At 43.6% G+C, this 21,732-nt stretch carries 17 protein-coding genes; 7 read left to right on the top strand and 10 right to left on the bottom strand.

The window, feature by feature from the left end; all coding sequences use genetic code 11:
* Positions 1-49 precede the first annotated feature (49 nt).
* From SFRI_RS01090 to SFRI_RS01080, 3 genes are read right to left on the bottom strand one after another with little or no spacing between them, the layout of a single operon-like run.
* Positions 50-1,639, bottom strand: coding sequence for a PepSY-associated TM helix domain-containing protein (locus SFRI_RS01090; protein WP_049763501.1), 1,590 nt, complete (start codon positions 1,637-1,639; stop codon positions 50-52).
* Positions 1,640-1,675: 36 nt separating this feature from the next.
* The gene (locus SFRI_RS01085; RefSeq protein ID WP_011635693.1) at positions 1,676-1,933 is read right to left on the bottom strand and encodes a hypothetical protein; all 258 of its coding nucleotides are present in this window, start codon (positions 1,931-1,933) and stop codon (positions 1,676-1,678) included.
* A gap of 2 nt (positions 1,934-1,935) precedes the next feature.
* Positions 1,936-2,253, bottom strand: coding sequence for a hypothetical protein (locus SFRI_RS01080; protein ID WP_011635692.1), 318 nt, complete (start codon positions 2,251-2,253; stop codon positions 1,936-1,938).
* A 667-nt stretch (positions 2,254-2,920) separates the two neighbouring features.
* Here SFRI_RS01080 and SFRI_RS01075 point away from each other — a divergent pair.
* From SFRI_RS01075 to SFRI_RS01060, 4 genes are all read left to right on the top strand, one after another.
* A complete protein-coding gene (locus SFRI_RS01075) occupies positions 2,921-4,219 on the top strand; it encodes a cytochrome c (RefSeq protein ID WP_011635691.1) in 1,299 nt (432 codons plus the stop codon).
* A gap of 18 nt (positions 4,220-4,237) precedes the next feature.
* Positions 4,238-4,717: a (2Fe-2S)-binding protein gene (locus tag SFRI_RS01070; RefSeq protein WP_011635690.1), complete on the top strand. Its 480-nt coding sequence runs from the start codon at positions 4,238-4,240 to the stop codon at positions 4,715-4,717.
* On the top strand, positions 4,701-7,004 hold the full coding sequence (locus tag SFRI_RS01065; RefSeq protein WP_011635689.1) for a xanthine dehydrogenase family protein molybdopterin-binding subunit: 2,304 nt from the start codon (positions 4,701-4,703) through the stop codon (positions 7,002-7,004). The genes SFRI_RS01070 and SFRI_RS01065 overlap by 17 nt, the downstream gene beginning before the upstream one ends.
* A gap of 258 nt (positions 7,005-7,262) precedes the next feature.
* Positions 7,263-8,201, top strand: a complete 939-nt coding sequence (locus tag SFRI_RS01060) for a sensor domain-containing diguanylate cyclase (protein WP_011635688.1) — start codon at positions 7,263-7,265, stop codon at positions 8,199-8,201.
* Positions 8,202-8,510: 309 nt separating this feature from the next.
* Here SFRI_RS01060 and SFRI_RS01055 read toward each other — a convergent pair whose 3' ends face one another.
* The 7 genes from SFRI_RS01055 to argC form a co-directional block, all read right to left on the bottom strand.
* Complete coding sequence (locus SFRI_RS01055; protein WP_011635687.1) at positions 8,511-9,566, bottom strand: hypothetical protein; 1,056 nt, start codon at positions 9,564-9,566, stop codon at positions 8,511-8,513.
* A gap of 6 nt (positions 9,567-9,572) precedes the next feature.
* The gene (locus SFRI_RS01050) at positions 9,573-10,622 is read right to left on the bottom strand and encodes a hypothetical protein (RefSeq protein WP_011635686.1); all 1,050 of its coding nucleotides are present in this window, start codon (positions 10,620-10,622) and stop codon (positions 9,573-9,575) included.
* 645 nt (positions 10,623-11,267) lie between these two features.
* Complete coding sequence (gene argH / locus SFRI_RS01045) at positions 11,268-12,632, bottom strand: argininosuccinate lyase (RefSeq protein WP_041413279.1); 1,365 nt, start codon at positions 12,630-12,632, stop codon at positions 11,268-11,270.
* A gap of 152 nt (positions 12,633-12,784) precedes the next feature.
* Entirely contained in the window at positions 12,785-14,008 is a 1,224-nt protein-coding gene (locus SFRI_RS01040) for an argininosuccinate synthase (RefSeq protein ID WP_011635684.1), read from the bottom strand.
* Between the two features lie 92 nt (positions 14,009-14,100).
* Positions 14,101-15,006 carry an ornithine carbamoyltransferase gene (locus tag SFRI_RS01035; RefSeq protein WP_011635683.1) on the bottom strand — a complete coding sequence of 302 codons (906 nt, stop codon included), beginning with the start codon at positions 15,004-15,006 and terminating at the stop codon, positions 14,101-14,103.
* 14 nt (positions 15,007-15,020) lie between these two features.
* A complete protein-coding gene (gene argB / locus SFRI_RS01030; protein WP_011635682.1) occupies positions 15,021-15,800 on the bottom strand; it encodes an acetylglutamate kinase in 780 nt (259 codons plus the stop codon).
* A 30-nt stretch (positions 15,801-15,830) separates the two neighbouring features.
* Positions 15,831-16,811 carry an N-acetyl-gamma-glutamyl-phosphate reductase gene (argC, locus tag SFRI_RS01025; protein ID WP_011635681.1) on the bottom strand — a complete coding sequence of 327 codons (981 nt, stop codon included), beginning with the start codon at positions 16,809-16,811 and terminating at the stop codon, positions 15,831-15,833.
* 263 nt (positions 16,812-17,074) lie between these two features.
* Here argC and argE point away from each other — a divergent pair, with 263 nt between their 5' ends.
* From argE to SFRI_RS01010, 3 genes are all read left to right on the top strand, one after another.
* Positions 17,075-18,226: an acetylornithine deacetylase gene (argE, locus tag SFRI_RS01020; RefSeq protein WP_011635680.1), complete on the top strand. Its 1,152-nt coding sequence runs from the start codon at positions 17,075-17,077 to the stop codon at positions 18,224-18,226.
* Positions 18,227-18,378: 152 nt separating this feature from the next.
* Entirely contained in the window at positions 18,379-21,027 is a 2,649-nt protein-coding gene (gene ppc, locus SFRI_RS01015; protein WP_011635679.1) for a phosphoenolpyruvate carboxylase, read from the top strand.
* On the top strand, positions 21,024-21,563 hold the full coding sequence (locus SFRI_RS01010; protein ID WP_011635678.1) for a YceB family lipoprotein: 540 nt from the start codon (positions 21,024-21,026) through the stop codon (positions 21,561-21,563). Before ppc ends, SFRI_RS01010 begins: the two co-directional genes overlap by 4 nt.
* The last annotated feature ends 169 nt before the right edge of the window (positions 21,564-21,732 follow it).

The raw sequence follows: 21,732 nt of genomic DNA, 5'->3' as shown, positions 1-21,732 counted from the left end.
GTGATAGTTTCCTTCACAGGCTTAATAGGGTTAGTTTTATTACAATCCGCTATCCATTAGCGGGAGTAATATTTTTAACCATTGCTGGCTGCGACCGAGGTGATACACCTAACTTATTGGCGGTCAATAAACACACTGCCGTTACCAGCATCATGCCAACTTGTATCCCGATGACCCCATGATAACCACTTTGCCATAACGCTATTATTTGCTCAGAAAATAACAGCCAATCTGCAACAATCGTGATGATTAATATGCCACTGGTGAGTAACAGCAACTGGCTGAGATGACGCTTAATATCGGTCACTTTTATACTGCACAACATAACGAGCAATAGTGACGTTACAAAACACCCCACTAACCATTCACTTCGCCCTGATAAGGTTGCAGGTAATAGTCGCTCACACAAAAATCCAACTGCTGTCGCGACAATAATGCCACCACAGCCACCAATCGTCATCGCGGTTACTATAGCAATACTGCGCTGTGAAGATTGGCGCTGAGCACTGCGCTTATTTATCCATAACATATTGCCGGTAACAATCATGGCGCTGATGGCCATCGCCAAAATAAAGTACAAAATACGGATATCTAAGCCAGCAAAATTACTAAAATGCAATGTCACTAATACATCTCTACCCTGGCGGAATACATTGTAATTATCGGCATTAACCTTATCCATCACAGTGCCATCCTGCACCCGGTAGGTCACTTCATCTCGTTGAGCAAAATTAACCGTGTCGGTTCCACGCACTTGTACCAGAGCATTATCGGCGCCGTAATGGTGGAAAATAATATTACGTAACTCAAAATTCGATTGCTGTTTAGTTTGTTCAATTAAGGTAAATGCATTGCTCATATCCAGTGACGTTTCACTTCGCGGTTCGCTGGTACGATTAAAACCGGCATCGTTAAACAATGCTTGTCGATCGCCCTGATAAATAAACACCACAAAAGCCAGTTGGAACACTATGGCCAAGTTAAGGATCAAGCCGCTTAGCGCATACATCAAGGTAAAGGGAATTGTCATTACTCCGACTACAGTATGAAGATCGAGTAATTTATCCCGGCGCTGTTTATCAACCCGATACAAAAAGAAATGTTTCAGTAATTTACGCGCATGGATAAAAATACCTGACACGAGTGCAAACAAAAAAATCAGCGTCACGACCCCAATAAGATAACTGCCACCGGGTAAATCAAGGTTGTAATGCAAGCGGTAAATAAATTGCGATAAGTAAAAGTCATCTTTGCCCGCAACGGTTTCGCCGCTTTTAGGGTCAACCAATATCGCCATCGACTGGCGGTCCGATTGCGGAGTATCTCCAAACACATCGAAGTAAAAAATATAATAAGGTACTAGCTCAGTCGGCATATTTATTCGAAATCGGCCAGCTTGATCTACTGGGTATTCAGCCAACTTTTGCTCTACCAGTTTCGCTAAAGGAATATCTGCTTGGGTATTATCGACTGGATGATGAGGCGTAATGGCCCACTGGGCAATTTCATCGTGAAACAAGGTCACCGCGCCAGCCCAAAATACCAAAAACAGTAAAGGTGAAATAATTAACCCAAGCCAACTGTGGGCTTCGATGAGATTTTTAACGACTTTGTGCTGTACGGGAGAGTCTGGTTTCATTGAGGTATTCATGACTTAGGTTTGAGAAAAAAATAGTTAGTTTTGCGAATAAAATAACAACGTATTAATAAGGCTACTGGCCACAAGCCATTTTGCGCATACGACACTCGCCGCTTTTGCGCTGTTGCGGCTATAACAAAATGTCATCACCCCAACCCACACACAAAAACCCAGCATTAGCCCAACAAATAGTTTTACATCTACTGCAGCCGGTAATGTTCGAAAAACAATGAGCATTAAACTGATCGCCAGTAATAATCCCCACAAAAATGCAGCAACAGATTTAGGCCACATGGTTATTTAACCCCAACAAGTAAGATACTGACAAACAGCGCAAAGCCTAACGAACTCACCCAGATACTACGACCTTTATAGTGCGAGGCCACCAGCACCAGTAATATCCACATGGTCATCATGCAAATCAGCACCACCAAACTGGCGACTAATACACTGTAAGTATGGCTAAATCCCCATACTGCAAATACCACCGATAAACCGCATAAGCTCCAAGCCAGTAATTTAGGAAAAGGCAAACTAATAAGCTGTTGCTTGTCAGATGCCAAATAGGCAAACAAACAACCAAGCCATAAAGAAGATACACTGACGAGTTCCATCTAATTCGATCTCCAGCCATTTAACGCAAATGATAATGATTTGCATTAATTATCCAGAATATCTTTGCTAAATACAAGTTGATTGTGCTCAAGCACTAAGGAATAACTGTCAGAATGAGATCTAAAAGTGCTGTAGCGATATATTGTGGCTTAATCATGATTGTGGAAACTATTGCAATGAACAATCATATTGAGGGGACATAATCGCCGAGGTACATAATCACCATATTGAGTACCTGCTCAGCGATAAAATCATCTGGTCACAGATGAGTAAATAGTTAATAAACACCGACATATATCTTAATGGCCAATAATCGTTTTTTCGGCAGTATTTCCTCACTTTATGAATCTGGCATGGCTACTCATTTTAATCATAGATAACTAAGATTACCGCAACATAGCAGCAACCTTGAAAACTGTGAATTAACAGTGAATTAACGAAATCAATTTATTTAACAATCCACATGTTACTCGTCAGCGCAGTACTGTATTATTTTATTCTAATACAATAACAGATCAGTCAATATCAATGCTGGACAAAGGGCTATACCTTGCATAGGATTAATATTTGACCAATCACAATAATAATACGCAGTCGAACAGGGAATGTTTAGATGAGATATTCCCTTCTCTATATCATTTTTTATTTAAAATAAGGCAATGTAATATGCTAAAGCGCATCGTTTACGGCGTATGTGGCGCAGCTATTGTTGGACTCGGTATATTCAGTATATATGCTTGGCACCCTGCAATTGATCCCGTCGTACCAACTCAAACTGATTATTCTCCACAAGTTATCGAACAGGGTAAAATCCTTGCCGCAGCAGGTTATTGCAGTACTTGTCATACACCACCTGGTGGCACAGCCTATGCTGGTAACTATGAAATGCATACTGACTTTGGCACCATTTATTCAAGTAACATCACTCCCGATGTTGAAACCGGTATTGGTGGCTGGTCACAAGCCGCTTTCGCTCGCGCCATGCGCACAGGTGTGAGCCGCGATGGACACCATTTATTACCTGCATTCCCTTTTGAACACTTTAATAAAATGACCGATGATGACATTAACGCTATTTACGCTTACATCATGACGTCTGTTCCAGCAGTTAACCAAGTTAAAAAAGATAACGGTATTCCGTTTCCGCTCAACATCCGCTGGTTTCAGGCGGGTTGGAAACTGTTGTTTGCTGATACCCAAGCTTTTGAGGTCAACAGCAAGCAATCTGCCGAATGGAATCGCGGTGCTTACTTAGCGGAAGGTATTGCTCACTGTGGTGCATGCCATACTCCACGTAATGCGTTGGGCGGCGAAAAGTACGACCAAATGTACCAAGGTGCAGCCATTGATGGTTGGATAGCACCATCATTAACATCAACAAGCACTTCACCTATCCCGTGGCGCGCACAAGACTTCTATGAATACCTAACTACGGGTAACTCGCCTTACCATGGAAGTGCGGCAGGCCCAATGGCGCCAGTTATGCACAAAGGCTTATCAGCCCTTCCAGACAGTGACATAGAAGCCATTAGTGGTTACTTTGCTGAAATTGCCCGTACCAACAACACCGACGATCCTGACTCAAGTAGCACGTTACAAGCAGCTATCGCGGCACAACATCAACAACCGGATCAGCGGATTGATGAAGGTGCACGCTTATATGCTACAGCTTGCCAAGCATGCCACTACAACAGCGACCAGTTAGTTAAAGGTCGTCCATTAATTACTATCGGCTCGGCAACACATCTTAATGATCCAACTAACCTAATTAACGTAATACTGGATGGCGTGCGCAGCGATCAAGGCATTAGCGGTGTGGTAATGCCAGGGTTCCGTGATGCTCTTAGCGATGAAGACATTACTGCTATAGCGGCTTATTTACGTCAAGCAGCTGGGGAAAACACCTGGCCGAAATTACAACAACAAGTGGGCGAGATCCGCAATCAACCCCGATTTGAGCACTAATTCACTGGAGAAGTGACAATGGCAAAATTTATTTTAAACGGCAAACCGATGACTGCCGATGTAGAGAGTGATACTCCTCTACTGTGGGTTATTCGTGATGAACTGGACATGACCGGCACAAAATTTGGCTGTGGTATTGGTACATGTGGTGCCTGTACCGTCCATGTTGGCGGACGTGCCACACGTTCATGCATAACCCCTATATCGTCAGTTGAAGGAGCCGAAATCACTACGATTGAAGGACTTTCTGAAAAGGGCGATCACCCATTGCAAATATCTTGGCAAAAGCTGCAGGTACCACAGTGTGGTTACTGCCAGTCGGGTCAAATTATGCAAGCTGCAGCGCTACTAAAAGACATTCCTGAACCTTCAGACAAAGACATTGACGCAGTGATGGGCGGAAACTTATGTCGTTGTATGACCTACGTTCGTATTCGTGGTGCCATTCATGAAGCTGCAAACGCAATTAAGGAGAACAACGATGAGCAGAATGCCTAAACGTGGATCGGCTGGTATAACCCGCCGTGGTTTTTTAATTGCGATGACCGCTGTAGGTGTCAGCTTTGGTTTTCCTCGCCATTTGATGGCGGCAATGGATCCTGCTAGCCCAGACGGTAAAGTACTCCCAAGCGAAGGCGATATTTACGAACCGTCTTTATGGTACTCAATCGATACCGCAGGCAAAATTAAAGTCAACATTATGCGCTCAGAAATGGGCCAACATGTCGGCACTGCTATTGCGCGTATTCTTGCTGATGAACTAGAAGCTTTATGGGATGATGTCGAGATTATCCATGTCGACAGTGACCCGCGTTGGGGTTACATGGTTACCGGCGGCAGTTGGTCTATTTCGCAAAGCTGGCCAGTTTACCGTCAAGCGGGTGCTGCTGGCCGTACAGCGTTAATTGAAGCTGCGGCTAAAAAATGGGGTATTGCAGCAAAAGACTGTAAAGCCAGTAACGGTAAAATAATCTCAAGTAAAGGCGAAATGTCTTACGGTGAGTTAGTCACCCTAGGCTTAACACGTCAGTTTACTGAAGAAGAACTTAAAACCCTGCCATTGAAGCCGAATGCCGATCTTAAACTGGTTGGCCAACAGGTGACGTCTCTTGATATTGCCAACAAGACTAACGGTAAAACCATATTTGGTATCGACGCGAAAGTTGATGGCATGGTGTACGCCAACCCTATTTTGCCTCCTACACGTTATGGCTCCAAAGTGGTTAAGTTTGACGACTCTGCTGCAAAAGCCGTTAAGGGTTATCAACAAACTATCATACTAGATGATGCCAGTGGCAGTGTGCCAGGTTGGTTAATGGTTATCGCCAGCAGCTTTAATGCGGCCCAAAAAGCCTCGAAGCTCGTGAAAGTAACATGGGACGCAGGTAAAACGGCCAACGTGTCTGAAGCAGACATTATTGCTCATGGTAAGCGATTACTTGGCGACCAAACCAAAGGCAGTATTTTAGACACAGGCAATACTGACACTGGTCCAGTATTTGCGAGTGCAAAAAGTACCATTGCAGAAGAATACATCACCAGCACGGTACTCCATGCACAAATGGAACCGCTTAATGCACTGGTATTTAAAAACCAAGACGGCATATGGGAAGTGCATTCAGGTTGTCAGTGGCAATCGCTTACCCTTCCCGTATTGGCCACGGCATTAGGCGAAGAAGAAGCTAACATTGTGATTCGTAGCTACATGTTAGGCGGTGGCTTTGGCCGCAGACTTAACGGCGATTACACCATTCCAGCTGCGTTGACCTCTAAAGCGTTAGGCGGTAAACCCGTTAAAATGGTGATGATGCGTCCACAAGACATGTTATTTGATAGCGCGCGATCTGCATCTGTTCAACAGTTAAAAATGGCGTTTGATGACAAAAAAGCGGTTACCGCAATGGAACATCACGCCACAGCAGGTTGGCCAACTCAAGTATTAGCACCAGGGTTTATGCCAAAAGGCACTAATGGCGAACCATTTGATCCGTTTTCGATTGCCGGAGCAGACCATTGGTACACTGTTGGCGCTCAAAAAGTGCGTGCTGTATCGAATGACCTTGCGATTGCAACGTTCAGACCGGGTTGGTTACGTTCAGTTGGACCTGGCTGGACAGGTTGGGCTGTTGAAAGCTTTATGGATGAAGCTGCGCATCACGCGGGTAAAGATCCATTACAGTTCCGCCTCGACATGCTAATTGCCGAAGGCCGAAATGCTGGGAGCACACCCGTTGCCGAAGGTGGCGCTGCTCGCCAAGCCGCAGTATTGAAAAAAGCTGCCGAGATGATTGGCTGGGGCACGCCACAAGCCAAAGATACAGGGCTTGGCATTGCATCAACCTTTGGCCAAGAACGTGATATGCCAACCTGGGTATCGTGCGCAGTACAAGTGCATGTGGATAAAAGCAACGGTATTGTCAATGTGCAGAAATTGGTTATCGCCATCGATGCCGGCATTATTGTTGATCCTAACGGCGCAGAGGCCCAATGCCAGGGTGCTGCATTGTGGGGATTATCTATGGCGTTGTATGAAGGTACTGAACTGCTTAATGGTCAGTATAAAGACTCAAACTTTGATACTTATACTCCGCTGCGCTTAGGTCAGACACCGGAAGTTATCATCGAATTTATCCCAAGCAAAATGCCACCATCTGGCTTAGGTGAACCGGCTGTAACCCCTGTTGCTCCAGCGATTGCTAATGCAATCTATCAAGCTGTGGGTGTACGGTTACGTAAAATTCCGATGAAACCTAGCGAGCTAAAAAGCGCATTAACTAACGCGTAATTAATCTGCATTAACAGCCCAGTCTTAGCGATAATGACTGGGCTTTTTTATGCTTGCTGCGCCTCATCGTTATCATTCTTTAGACTGAGGGATAAATAATTTTATTTTCCCCTACTCGATTTAAAAAACGTCAATAAAAACAGTGGACAAGCTTTATTCCTCTAGCAACAGAGTCATAGCACCGGTTAGTTTGTTACCAAAAAGTAACGTTTTTCCTTTATAATTACGCCCAAGTATCGTCACATTGTTGAGTATCCTATGCCACAAAGTCCACCAGTCAATTTAGAGCCCATCCTCTTGGATGCATTAAAACTCACTCCAAATTGTTTCGGTGTACTCAACCAAGATAAAGAAGTTATCTACTGTAATCAGCACTTCGCCAGCATCTTTGGCACTACCGCAGAAGATGCTATTGGCAAAAAATCAGGCGATTTATTACGCCACGCTTGGGAAACTAAGCAAGGCGTTATTATCAATACTGATGATTTTGAACAATGGCTGGAAAATCTGCATAAACTGCATTCAGAAAAGGCTCTGAACCAGTATGAAACAGACCTGTCTGATGGGCGTTGGTTTAAAATGACCAGGATTAACTTAGACAGTGGTTACACCATTATTATGGGCGCAGATATCACCAACCTAAAACAGGCACAAACATCACTAGAACAAGCACATCAACAAATCGAAAGTTTAGTTAACACCGATCAACTAACCGGCATGCATAATCGTCGCTCATATAACCAACTGGCAAAACAAGAATGCGCCAGAGCCATAAGGTTTAATCAACAGTTATCATTGTTGGTTATCGACATCGATTACTTTAAAGTGATTAATGACAATTTTGGTCATGATGGCGGAGATAGCATACTCAAACAGTTTGCCCAAATATGCAGTGATTTACTGCGACAATCAGATTCATTGTCCAGAATCGGTGGTGAGGAGTTTACCATCATCTTACCGATGACCGACGGTGAAGGTGCAATGATCATTGCTGAGCGTATTCGAGAACATATTGCCAAACACTCATTTCACACCACTCAAACAAATAACAACATTAACGTTACTGTGTCTATTGGCGTAAGCTCTTTAACAGCCGGAGACAAGGTAATACAAGACCTTTTTAGCCGAGCAGACATGGCTATGTATTGCGCCAAACGCGGTGGCAGAAACCAAGTACAGCAAACACAGCCTGTGTAACTTGGTTGCATATTCCGCGGCAATTTAACACCATCCTTACATTATAAACCTCATATATTCGAGGTTTATGCTCTTCAGTAGTATCACTACAAAATATAAAATGTTTAACGCAAAATAATCTAAAAACACATTGATACTGTTGAAACAAAAATAACTAAGTGGGCTATCCATTTTATAGTCATACCGCATTACTTATTTGCACAAATTAATACTGTAAACATGGCTACTTTGACGTTATATATACATAAATTAAGCCTGCGTTATTAGCTAATGCGGGCTTTAGATAATGTAAACAACAATGGTTAAAACCTAGTCTGCTGCCATTTTTTGCAAAAACTCAAGTCGCTGCATTTCTTGCTCATCGGGTTGCCATGGCTCATCAGATAGCGACTCAACAGCAAAATCGCCTAACTCGTAGGCAGGTTCCTCACTGTGGCCGTACTGAGTTAATTCACCGGGTACTGCTGGGCGGCGCTCCAATACAAATGTACTCAGAACATAAGGGCCTTTATATTGCGCTAACACCCCTTTATAGGCTTTAAGATCCAGTACCACAGAGCCTTCAGTCAGCTTGTCGGAATCCGTTAGCAAGGCAATCGGCTGCTTATCTGCTGTATATAGATTGGCCCGTAAACGATAATAACCCGCTTGCTCAACATCCAATTTAACCGGTATCAACATATCACTACCTTCAGCGCGGATATCCCCCACTCCGGTTATGGTTGCCGTAGGATGACTATATTCTATGCCTGTTTTTAACGTTTGCTTTTTGCCCTTAGCGCGAAAGGTAACACTGACCTCCATTGGACCATTCCAATCCTCTTCAGCATTCAGTTGTATCGCCCATTTGCCATCGGCACCTAGCATGGTTTCGCTAATTAACGGCTCCGAACCACTTGTAAGTTCGCTGTGTAATGCAGCACTCGCCCCAGTAACGAGCAAGCCATTAACTTCAAGATTAATGACCACTGGTTCAGGAAAACTGAAACGATACTTAGGCAACACAATGCTAGCACTGGCTCCATCTTGGAGTTGCACCGGCTGAGGAATGTAAGCATTGGGGTTAAGTAAGTGCGTATCATCAACCGATAAAGGCATTGAGTAAGATGGCAGCTCAAGTTCGCTAGCATAAGCCTCTGCCATAAGCTGAAAACTATTACTGATCGGTTGTGGAAGCTTTTCAACCACGGTCATCGTTTTAGCTGGCATGGATTTTACCACTTTCGGCTTGGTTGGCGCAGTATCATCTTGCTCGATAACAGCGGCACTCTGAGGTGGCTCAAGTGCCGACTCAGAAGTGTCAACCCAAAACCCTACTGCCGTAGCGAGTAGGGCTATTGTTATAATGATTTTTTTATATTTCATATACGCTTAGTTAGCCGCTTGATACACAAGCGCTGACATACTGGTTTTATTCGAATGATTAACCACTCTATAACGTGAACTAAATATCCACCAGCCACGTTTTTCATCATAGGTGTTGAATTGCAAGTTATCGCCATTGAGATAATTGGCACTACTATTGGCAGAAGTTACTTCATCTTTAGCGCTATTTAAAATAGTGTCGCCATGGCTATAGCCTTCACTCATCAACATTGGGTAGTGATAAGGCATAAATCCGCTAGGGCCATTAGTAGAGGTGAGCTTGCCATCAAATGCTACACTGCGCGAACAACTGTTGTAACTGCCGACGGCCGCGGCACCACAACTAGAATGACTGGCAACAACACCATCATCTTCGCCGGGTAAAAATGCCCCTGTCACACCGAGAAAGTCAGACCCTGCCCCAGCAAAACGTAAACGTGGTACTCGACTTTCAGGAAACGCTGCCAATTGGCGTGCAGTATTTACGCGTAAATCATTCAATACCCCAATATTGGATGACGACGGCAGTTCTCCTAACCATAACGACACAGCTAGTTTCAATGTTGCATCTATCAAACCTGAACCACTGGCGACATTAACCGCCAAATCAGCCAATTCAACCCCACCACCCGCGCCAGAAAAGTCAAATGTGGCGACAATATTAAGCGGCTTTAAACCTGCGTTTTGCAACCATAGCGCTTGGTTATCAATAATATAACGCATCACTAAATCGCCAGTAGAATGGGTCACAAATACACAACCGCTGGCACATGTCCCCTCTCGCGACATCTGTTGCAATTTAGGCCATACATACTGACTGGTTATTTTATTGGCAATGCGCTCTTGCGATGGCCAATCAATGCGTGCATCAGCACGATCACGCCAATATTGCGCCCAGTACTCTGAGCCATTGTCAGCTACCTGCGTACCAGTCGGTTTACTCTGTAAATTATCCGGTTGAAAGCCATGCACTAACACTACTGGGTAGCTACCAACGGCTGCTTGAGCGGCGCCAGTTAATAAGCCTGCCAACAGTAAAAATATCGATTTTGTCATTGGGTTGTCCTCTTATTTTATCTGCTGCAGCGCTAACAGCACTGTTAACAGAACTTTATTATTTTGTTATTCATATTGGATTTTTTATTACAACTCCAACATCAACATAGAGCAGAATCAAAACAATGCAACCACAAAAAATTGCCCTATTTATTGTCAAAATAGACCGAGTGTTTGAATTAACAAATAACAATTTAAACAGGCTAGCATTCCAGTATTTAGTGGTAGGCAATAACAACTTAAATGGGACGTTATAGTATTTGACACAGATGTTTTAAGTAATTACTCAAACTTGTAAAAAAATTTAACCCAATGTTGGCGTGGCGATCTTATGAGTAATATCGATGAGTAATATCGATGAGTAAAATCGATGAGTAAAATCGATGAGTAAAATCGATAGCTAGAGTGGTGACAGCCTGATGTGCATTGTTCTTAAATTGAATACATAAGAGCGATACAAACGACCGCAACCTTGCATACGCTGCATGGCTAAATAAATGACTGCTCTATAGTGTGCTCTAGTTATGGTTTATGGTTTCTGGTGGCGAAAACAAACAAGCCCCGCCGATAAATATCAACAGGGCTTGATTACTAATATCTATCTCGATGCTATCGAAAAAGATACTTATCGTTATGCTCTTAAGGCTATGCTTTTTTAGCCGCGATAACCGCTTGCACTTGATTGATGGCGGTGCCACCTAATACATCACGTTTTTCTAAACACGCTTCAATCGTAAGGTTTGGATACACATCATCGCTAATCACATTGGCAAATTTTTGTAGCTCAGCCACGCTTAAGTCTTCAATCGGCTTTTGCTCACCAATGGCAAATACCACCACCTCGCCCACTACATGATGTGCTTCACGGAACGGCATGCCTTTAGCCACAAGATAATCTGCAAGTTCAGTTGCGTTAGCATAACCTTGCTGAGCTGCAACCAAGGCTTGTGGACGATTCACTTTTAAGCCCGACAATACTAATGCTGCCATGTCTAAGCAAATAGCCCAGCTGTCGACTACGTCAAACAAGCCTTCTTTGTCTTCTTGCATGTCTTTGTTGTACGCTAATGGCAAGGCTTTCATGGTGGTTAAAATACCCATTAAGCTGCCATAAACACGGCCGGTTTTACCACGAATAAGCTCTAAAGCATCAGGGTTTTTCTTTTGTGGCATTAAAGATGAGCCAGAGGTGACTTCATCGGCTAGTGAGATAAAGTTAGCTTCGCCAGAGTTGAAGAAGATTAAATCTTCAGCCATGCGGCTTAAATGCATCATGCTGATTGACGCTGCGCTGCATAATTCAACCACATGGTCGCGATCCGACACACTGTCTAAGCTGTTTAAGGTTGGGCGAGCAAAGTTTAATGCCGCCGCTAACGCGTGGCGATCAATCGGATAAGCAGTACCAGCGAGTGCGCCAGAACCTAATGGACATGAATCGGCACGGTTTAGAGCATCTTGCAGGCGGCTAATGTCACGCTCGTACATTTCTACATAGGCTAACGCCCAGTGACCAAATGTAACCGGCTGAGCACGCTGTAAATGGGTGTACCCCGGCATCACTGCGTCAACTTCACGCTCGGCTAATGCAATCAACTCTGCATGTAATGTACCTAAACGCGCAAGTAATGCAGCGCCTTCTTTTTTGCACCACAGTTTTAAATCTGTGGCGACTTGGTCGTTACGTGAACGGCCCGTGTGGAGTTTTTTACCTAAATCGCCCACTTTGGCAATCAGCTTTTGTTCAACAAAGCTGTGAATATCTTCAGCGCCGTTGCTAATAATAGCTTGAGGATCGTTACCTACTTCCACCAGCAATTCGTTTAATGCTGCTTTTAGATCAGTACATTCTTTGGCAGTAATAATACCGACGCTAGCAATGGCGTCTGCCCATGCGATAGAACCGACTACATCTTGTTCAAATAAGCGGTAATCCACTGGCAGTGAGTCATTAAATAACTTGAAAAGTGCACTGGTTTCGCCCTGAAATCTTCCGCCCCATAACGCCATGTCGGTATCCTCTGTTTTGAAAACTGTTTTAAGAACTGGGTGTTTAATAATATAGCTGTAAGTCATATTCTCTTTCTTGTAATGACTCTCTGTTTGCCAAAAGTCATTATAAGAAAGGCGCTTTGCAGCGCCTTTATATCGTTGGCGTTACTCTATTTAGTGTTTAGCGCACGAATGCGGCTCGCTAAAGAGTACAAACGGATAAAGCCTTCAGCATGTTTTTGATCGTATACGTCATCTTCACCAAACGTTGCGAAAGATTCTGAATACAAGCTGTTTGGCGAACGCTTTTTAACTGCTGTCGCTTGGCCTTTATACAGCTTAATCACTACATCACCGTTAACTGACTCAGCTAATGATTCTGACGCTGCGATAAGTGATTTACATAAAGGGGTAAACCAACGACCGTCGTACACTAAGTGCGACATTTGGCCAGCAATTTGCTCGCGCCAAGTACGGCTAGTTTTGTCTAACACTAATTCTTCAATGGCACGAAGACCAGCAAACATTACAGTACCGCCTGGTGTTTCATAACAACCACGAGACTTCATGCCCACTAAACGGTTTTCAGTAATGTCGATACGACCTACACCGTGTTTACCAGCAATGTCATTTAGCTTCATAAGTGCGGCATATGGCGATAATGCTTCGTCATTTACATGAGTCACACGACCATGCTTAACCGCTAACGATACATATTCAGGCTCATTTGGTGCATCTTCTGGTGCTACTGTTAATGTCCACACGCCTTTTGATGGCTCGTTCCATGGATCTTCTAACTCGCCACCTTCGTGCGAAATGTGCCATGCGTTTGCATCACGGCTGTAAATTTTGGTTGCTGATGCGCTAGTTTTGATATCACGCTCGGCAAGGTAAGCCAATAAATCTTCACGGCTACGCATTTCCCACTCACGCCAAGGTGCAATTACTTTTAGGTCTGGTGCTAATGCAGCAAAACAACCTTCAAAACGAACTTGGTCGTTACCTTTACCAGTACAACCATGACATACCGCGTCAGCGCCGACTTTACGGGCTACTTCTACTTGCGCCTTAGCAATAATAGGACGCGCCATTGACGTACCTAGCAAGTATGTACCTTCGTAAATAGCACCCGTTGCGATAGTTGGGTAGATGTAGTCAGCAACAAACTCTTCTTTTAGATCGACGATATGGCACTCAGAAGCACCTGATGCTAAGGCTTTTTCTGTTAAACCAACGAGCTCTTCTTCGCCTTGGCCTACGTCAGCACAAAATGCGATGATTTCGCAGTCGTCATAAGTTTCTTTTAGCCACGGGATAATAGCCGAGGTGTCTAAACCACCTGAATATGCCAATACCACTTTTTTAACGCCGGTTTTTTTCACTGCATTAGACATGTTTATTTCCTAGAATCGATTACGTATATGGTCAATGTTAATAACGCCAACGGCATTATTGTCTTAATTTTTGAATAACTTAAATAAGGTGACTAACTTAATAAGGTCACTAATACTGCATTTTGTGCATGCATGCGGTTTTCTGCTTGATGTAAAATCAATGAACCTTCGCCATCCATCACTTCATCTGTCACTTCCACACCACGATGTGCTGGTAAGCAATGCATAAAGAATTTTGCGCCAGCTTGAGCCATTAGTTCGCTATTAACTTGGTACGGTGCAAAACGGGCTTTAATATCAGCAAGCGGTGTTTCATCACCCATAGAAATCCAAGTGTCGGTGTAAATAGCATCATGGCCTTCAATGGCATTAATGTCAGCGCTTAGGGTTAACTTGCCGCCATTTTGCTTTGCTAACGCTTGTGCTTCAGTCACGATTAGCGCATCAGGGAATGCCCCTTCAGGACAAATCACTGTCATGGTCATGCCTAAAATCGCTGCACCATAAATCAATGAATGAGTGACGTTATTACCATCACCAACATAAGCCAGTTTTGCTTGGCTTACATCATCAAACTGCTCAGCTAATGTTAAAAAGTCAGCTAAAGCTTGGCATGGGTGATACAAGTCAGATAAAGCATTAATGACCGGTACGCTGCCATGTTGAGCTAATTGCTCGATGGTGGTGTGCGAGTATGTTCTTGCCACAATAGCATCGGCCCAGCATGAAATGTTTGTCGCAAAATCAGCTACTGTTTCACGCTGACCTAACGCGCCATTTTGTTGGTCTAAGTATAAGCAGTGACCACCTAATTTATTAATGCCAATGTCAAAGCTGACTCGGGTGCGCAGTGAAGGCTTTTCAAACAACATCACAACGCTTTTACCATCTAAAGCACGACGGTACTCAGCGGGGTTATTCTTAATTTTTTTAGCCAGATCAATGATGGCTAAAAGCTGAGATTGAGTTAACTCTTTTATCGACAATAGGTGCTGCATATACTACTACTCCATTAAGGTTGTATTTGAGTCCCGACGGACCCACCTTTGACTAAGGTTTTTAACTGTTCGGCATCGCGCCATGAAGCAACTTGCACGGGTTTACCCATCCATTGAGCAACTTCCAATGCGGCTTCTACTTTAACTTTCATCCCTTTTTCAATCACCCCTTGGGCAACAAGATGTTCGATTTCGCTTTTGTTTAAACTATGAATTAATTGACCTTTACCATCTAATACACCCGATACGTCTGACAATAACACTAACGTACCGTTAACTAATTTGGCTAAGGCTGTTGCGGCTTGATCTGCGTTGACGTTTAATATTTCGCCTTGGCTAGAAATGGCAATCGAGCTACAAATTGGCATCCAACCTTGGCTTAAAATAAAGTTTAAGTAGGTGGCGTCTTTTGGCTCAACTTCGCCCACGAGTCCTAAACGTTCATCTTTGATTTTTGCAGTAACAACATTGCCGTCGCCTAAGCTCATGCCTACACTAACAATGCCTGCTTTTGCAGCTGCTGCTTGTAAAATTTTGTTTGAGGTACCTGCTAGCGCGCCAACAATAATAGGAATTTGATCTTCTGGCGTAACACGTAACCCGTCTAATTTAACTGTTTCTTTGCCGTTAGCGGTTAATTGCTCATCAACCAAACAACCACCACCATGGACTAATATGACTTGTTGACCCGCTGCAAGCATTTCGGCTGCTGCTGCCATTAAACGCGCCATGCCCATTTCGCATTGAAGTAACGCACCACCGACTTTTAAGACTAATACTGATTTTGTAGCCATTATTTTTATTCCTTCACTAATGCGAGTTAATTACACACCGAAATGGATTTTAATGCACTGTAGCCCTTGGCTAGCAGCACCTTTCATTAAATTGTCTATCGCACTGGCGACCACTAAATAACCGCTGTTGGCATCATACTTCCAACCTAAATGACAATTGGGGGTGTTAACCACATCATCAACTTTAGGGAATTGATTGTGCTTTACCGTCACAATTGGCGCGTTGTCGTACACGCTATATGCTTTAGCGACATCGGCTTCTGTGGTGCCTGGTTTTAGTTGCACGGTAATCGTTGCCAAAATACCACGCTTAAAGTTGCCTAAATGCGGCGTAAAAATGACTTCTTGACCTAAATGTGTCGCTATCTCAGGCTGATGCCTGTGGCCCAATACACCGTATGGTGTAAGGCTAACTTCGCAGAAACTGGTATGTAACTGTGCTTTACGGCCTGCACCTGTTACACCACTAACGGCATTAATGACTGGGTACATTTCAGTTAAGAATGGTTTAAGCGGTTTTAGTGCAGTAAGTGATGCCGTAGGATAACAACCTGGTACGGCAATCATTCTTGTTTGTTTAATTTGTTCGCTGTTCCACTCTGCTAAACCGTACACCGCCTGAGCCAATACATCAGGGTGAGTATGTTCAAAACCGTACCATTTAGGATACTGCGCCACATCGGCAAAACGGTATGCACCACTTAAATCGAATACCGCTAAACCTTGCTGGTAAAACCATGCAGCAAGCTCTAGGCTGACTGAATGCTCAGTCGCTAAAACCACGGCATCGGCTTCGGCAACAATTTTCTTTTTAGCGTCATCAGATAACGGCGAAAGCGTATAAGCCATGTGGCTGTATGTAGGATAAAGGTCGGCTAATTTACGGCCTTTATCTAAACTGTTTTCCGACACATACAACCCTTGAACGCTGAAGTTGCAGTCTGCGTTAATTAACGAGGTAATTTGTGCACCGGTATAACCACTGGCGCCAATAATTGCGATGCTTTTCATAAGTTTGTTTTCTTTTTAAATAATGAGAGAAAGTGTCAGCATAGCCTATTTAGACGGGGGCCGCCTAATTTTGAACTATCGTCGCAGGAAGTTCGCGTTGATTATTGATATAGTGGTTTTAGCAGTTAGAAAGCACATGTTTATTTTCATTTCTATCGTTCTATTTATGGTGTCGGTTAATGCTGTTTGCTAGACTATCACACAATATTAATTATGCAATATATGTGAATAAGTATTTTACATATTATTTTTTAGGATAACCCATGAGCACACTACCAGATCTAAAAAGTTGTTTTACACAGCTGATTGCAGCACCATCAGTCAGTGCACTCGAAGCAGAACACGATATGAGTAATCATGCAGTTATCAACTTGTTGCAGAATTGGTTCAGTGAACTGGGTTTTGAATGCGAAACCCCCACGGTCGAAGACTCGCGTAATAAACAGAACCTGATTGCCAGAATAGGCAGCGGCAGTGGTGGGCTTTTACTTGCGGGCCATACAGATACAGTGCCCTTTGATGAAGGCCGTTGGAGCCAAAGTCCATTTGAGATGGTTGAAAAAGACAATCGTTGGTACGGCTTAGGCACTTGCGACATGAAAGGCTTTTTTGCGTTGGTACTCGAAGCATTAAAAGACATGCCGTTGGATCAGTTCAAACGTCCGCTGACTATTTTTGCTAGTGCAGATGAAGAAACCACCATGAGCGGCGCTAAAGCATTTGCCGACTCAAAAGTTATCGCACCTGATTATGCGGTTATTGGTGAACCCACCAGCTTAAAACCTGTCTATATGCATAAGGGGCATTTAGCCCAAGGGATCCGCGTGATTGGTCGAAGTGGTCATTCATCTGATCCTGCTCGCGGCCTTAATGCTATTGAAGTTATGCATAAAGTCATTAGCCAGCTAATGAAGCTAAAGCAGCACTTAAGCGAGAATTATCGCGAAGATGCGTTTACTGTCCCCTACCCAACCATGAACTTTGGCCATATTCATGGCGGTGATGCCGCAAACCGTATTTGTGGTTGTTGTGATTTACACTTAGATATTCGCCCTTTACCGGGAATGGAGTTAGCGGATCTGGAATTAATGGTGTTGAACTACTTATCTGACATCAGTAAAGAGTATCCTGGCAGCATAAGTGTCAGTACTTTGTACCCAGGCGCTGAATCGTTTGCAGGAAAAGCAGATAATCCATGGACCAAACTCGTTGCAGAATTGTCTGGCAACGAAGCAGAAGTGGTCAACTATTCAACTGAAGCACCTTATATCAACAAACTAGGTTGCCAAACCTTAGTACTAGGCCCAGGTAGCATTAACCAAGCCCACCAGCCAGATGAATTTATTGGCCTAGAATACTTAACGCCAACGGTAGAATTGATCAAAAAAATGATTTTTCATGCCTGCATTAAGTAAACATCAATAATCGGTGAAAGTTAAATCAAAATGTAACTTTTTTACGAAATAAAATTACAAAATACAGTGCCTGCGTATTGACCGATTTTGATACGCTGGGTATTGTGATGTAAGAGTTATTGGCAAAATCGTTCTTTTTTTCGGGAGTAAGTATGACAGAGCAAACGGCAGATATGTATGCGTCACTTCGATCAAATGTGGGGCATTTAGGCCAGATATTAGGCGAAACAATGCAAAACCATTTAGGCGATGCATTTTTAGAAAAAGTAGAACAAATTCGAATTTTAGCAAAAAAATCTCGCCAGGGTGACGAAGCCTCTCGTGAGCAAATGTTGGCATTATTAACCGCTTTACCAGACGAAGAACTGGTCCCTTTCGCCAAAGCCTTCAACCAATTTTTAAACTTAGCCAATATCGCAGAACAATTTCACACCATTAGCCGTAATTGCGACGAACTCGTGTGTGTGCCCGATCCAGTAGAGCAACTACTTGGACGCATGCTTGATACTGATTTAGATAAAAAAGATGTAATTAAGAGCTTAAAAAACTTAGACATCGATTTAGTATTAACAGCGCATCCAACCGAGATTTCACGCCGCACGCTAATTCAAAAATATGCGGCTGTAGTTGATTGCTTAACGGAACAAGAAAACAGCCAACTGACTGATCGCGAACGCCAACAAAGCACTCTGCGTCTGCGTCAGCTTATTGCCCAAATTTGGCACACCAACGAAATTCGTAACGAACGCCCAACTCCTGTAGATGAAGCACGTTGGGGTTTAAGCACTATCGAAACGTCTTTGTGGCAAGCTATTCCTGACTTTCTGCGTCAACTCAATGATCAAGTTGAGCAAAAGACCGGCCAGCAATTACCTATTGATGTCTCTCCGGTGAGATTTTCAAGCTGGATGGGCGGAGACCGCGACGGAAATCCGTTTGTAACGTCTCTCGTCACCCAAGAAGTACTTGATCGCAATCGTCATGCAGCAGCAAGATTGTACTTAAAAGATATTGTGAGCTTGCTTGGCGAATTGTCGATGGAACAAGCGAATGCTGAATTATCAGCGTTAACAGATAACAGTAAAGAACCGTATCGCGATGTGTTACGCAAATTACGCTGCCAATTACATGGCACCATCGATTACCTTAACGCACGTCTTGAAGGTAAAAAACCTGACGTTGATACCAGCGAGCTAATTTGGCATAAATCAGATTTGCTTGAACCTCTTGAACTGCTTTATAAGAGTTTGACCGATTGTGGTATGAAGCTGATTGCTAATGGCCTGTTACTCGACATCTTACGTCGTTTAGCGTGTTTTGGTATTCACATGTTACGCCTAGATATTCGCCAAGATGCTACCCGCCATAGTGACGTGATTGCTGAACTGACTCGTTATTTGGGTATGGGTGATTACAACCATTGGGACGAAAATGAAAAACAAGCGTTTTTACTGCGCGAGTTAACCAGTAAACGTCCACTGATCCCAACAAATTGGAAACCGACGGATGATGTCGCTGAAGTTGTCAGAACCTGCAACTTAGTCGCCCAGCAGCCTGTTAATGCACTGGGCTCTTATGTGATATCAATGGCCAGCAAGCCATCTGACGTATTAACCGTATTATTACTGCTAAAAGAAGCCGGTTGCACTAATCCAATGCGCGTAGTGCCATTATTCGAAACCCTCGCTGACTTAGAGGGTGCCGCTGACTGTATGACTTCGCTACTGAATATTGATTGGTATCGTGGTTACACCAAAGGCATGCAAGAAGTGATGATTGGTTATTCTGACTCAGCTAAAGATGCCGGCGTAATGGCAGCTGCCTGGGCGCAGTATCGTGCACAAGAACAGTTAGTTGCGGTGTGTAAAAAAGCTGACGTTAAATTAATGTTGTTCCATGGTCGTGGCGGTTCTATCGGTCGTGGGGGCGGACCAGCTCATAAAGCCATTTTATCGCAACCACCAGGTTCGGTAGATGGTCGCATCCGTGTGACAGAACAAGGCGAAATGATCCGCTTTAAGTTTGGCTTACCAAAATTAGCGGTACAAAGTTTAGCGCTATATACCTCAGCGGTATTAGAAGCGACATTGTTACCACCACCGGAGCCTAAAAAATCGTGGCGTGATTGCATGCAGCGTATTGCTGAAGAGTCAGTACTGCATTATCGCGGCATCGTACGTGAAGAACCGGACTTTGTTGAGTATTTTAGATCTGCCACACCAGAAGTTGAGCTCGGTAAGTTGCCACTAGGCAGTCGCCCAGCTAAGCGTAAAGTTGATGGTGGTATTGAAAGCTTACGCGCGATTCCGTGGATTTTTGCTTGGTCACAAAACCGCTTAATGCTACCCGCTTGGCTTGGTGCTGGCGAAGCATTACAAGATGCGGCAGATCGCGGCGAGTTGGAATTATTGCGTGAAATGGAAGAGCAATGGCCTTTCTTTGAAACTCGTATTTCAATGCTCGAAATGGTCTACACCAAAGCAGAACCTAACTTAGCCAAGTACTACGAGCTATGTTTAGTGAAGCCAGAGTTACATCATTTAGGTGAGAAGTTACGTCAACGTCTGCAATTGGGGATTGAAGCAGTATTATCATTAACCCAAGCGACAGAGTTAATGTCACATACGCCTTGGAGCCGTGAGTCTGTTAAACTGCGCAACCCTTACATAGATCCACTTAACTTCTTACAAACCGAGCTATTAGCCCGTACACGTAGAGAAGTTGAACCGTCTGCTGATGTTCAGCTAGCACTTATGCTGACCATTGCCGGCGTTGCAGCAGGAATGAGAAACACTGGATGATAACCTTGGTTAAAACCCTTGGACTGGGATTGTTATTGTTACTGACTGGCTGTGCCAGTCAGTACAGCATCACCGAGTCTGAAATTGAACAGTACCTTAATAAAGACATGCATTTTGAGGTAAAACAGGGCAACAAGTTAATTGGTGTATCACTTAAGCTAAATGATATGCAGGTCGTGTTGGGCGCTAAGCCAAATACCATGGCAGTGACAGCAGCAACAATGATTACAGTTAACAACCCACTTTTACCGATCCATGCAAAACTGAAAACGACTTTTGAGGCAGTGCCTTGGTATGACAGTAATACCAAGAGTGTCTATCTTCGACAGTTAACCTTAGTGAAAGTTGAGTCTGAACCCGCTGATATTGAACGCTACATCAGCCAGGCAACACCACAACTAATGGGATTTTTACGTAATTATCTTGAAAACCAGCCAGTGTACACTTTAGACACTCGCGACAGTAATCAAGCATTAATGGCTAAAATGACCAAAGAAATTGCCGTACAACAGGGCAAACTAGTGGTTAAGTTTTAAAGTTATTTTCGTAGTAACAGAAAGCACCTTCCGAGGTGCTTTTTTGTTGTTTCAAACATATCGAAATCCATACATCTATCAACACTTAAATATCTCAAGTATCAGAAAACTGAGCATTTCCTAATCAATCAGAACCACGTACAATAACTTGGCAATATTGGAGTGCATA

The organism is Shewanella frigidimarina NCIMB 400 (genome assembly GCF_000014705.1).
GTDB classification, from domain to species: domain Bacteria; phylum Pseudomonadota; class Gammaproteobacteria; order Enterobacterales; family Shewanellaceae; genus Shewanella; species Shewanella frigidimarina.
This window is presented reverse-complemented; position numbering and strand designations above follow the sequence as displayed.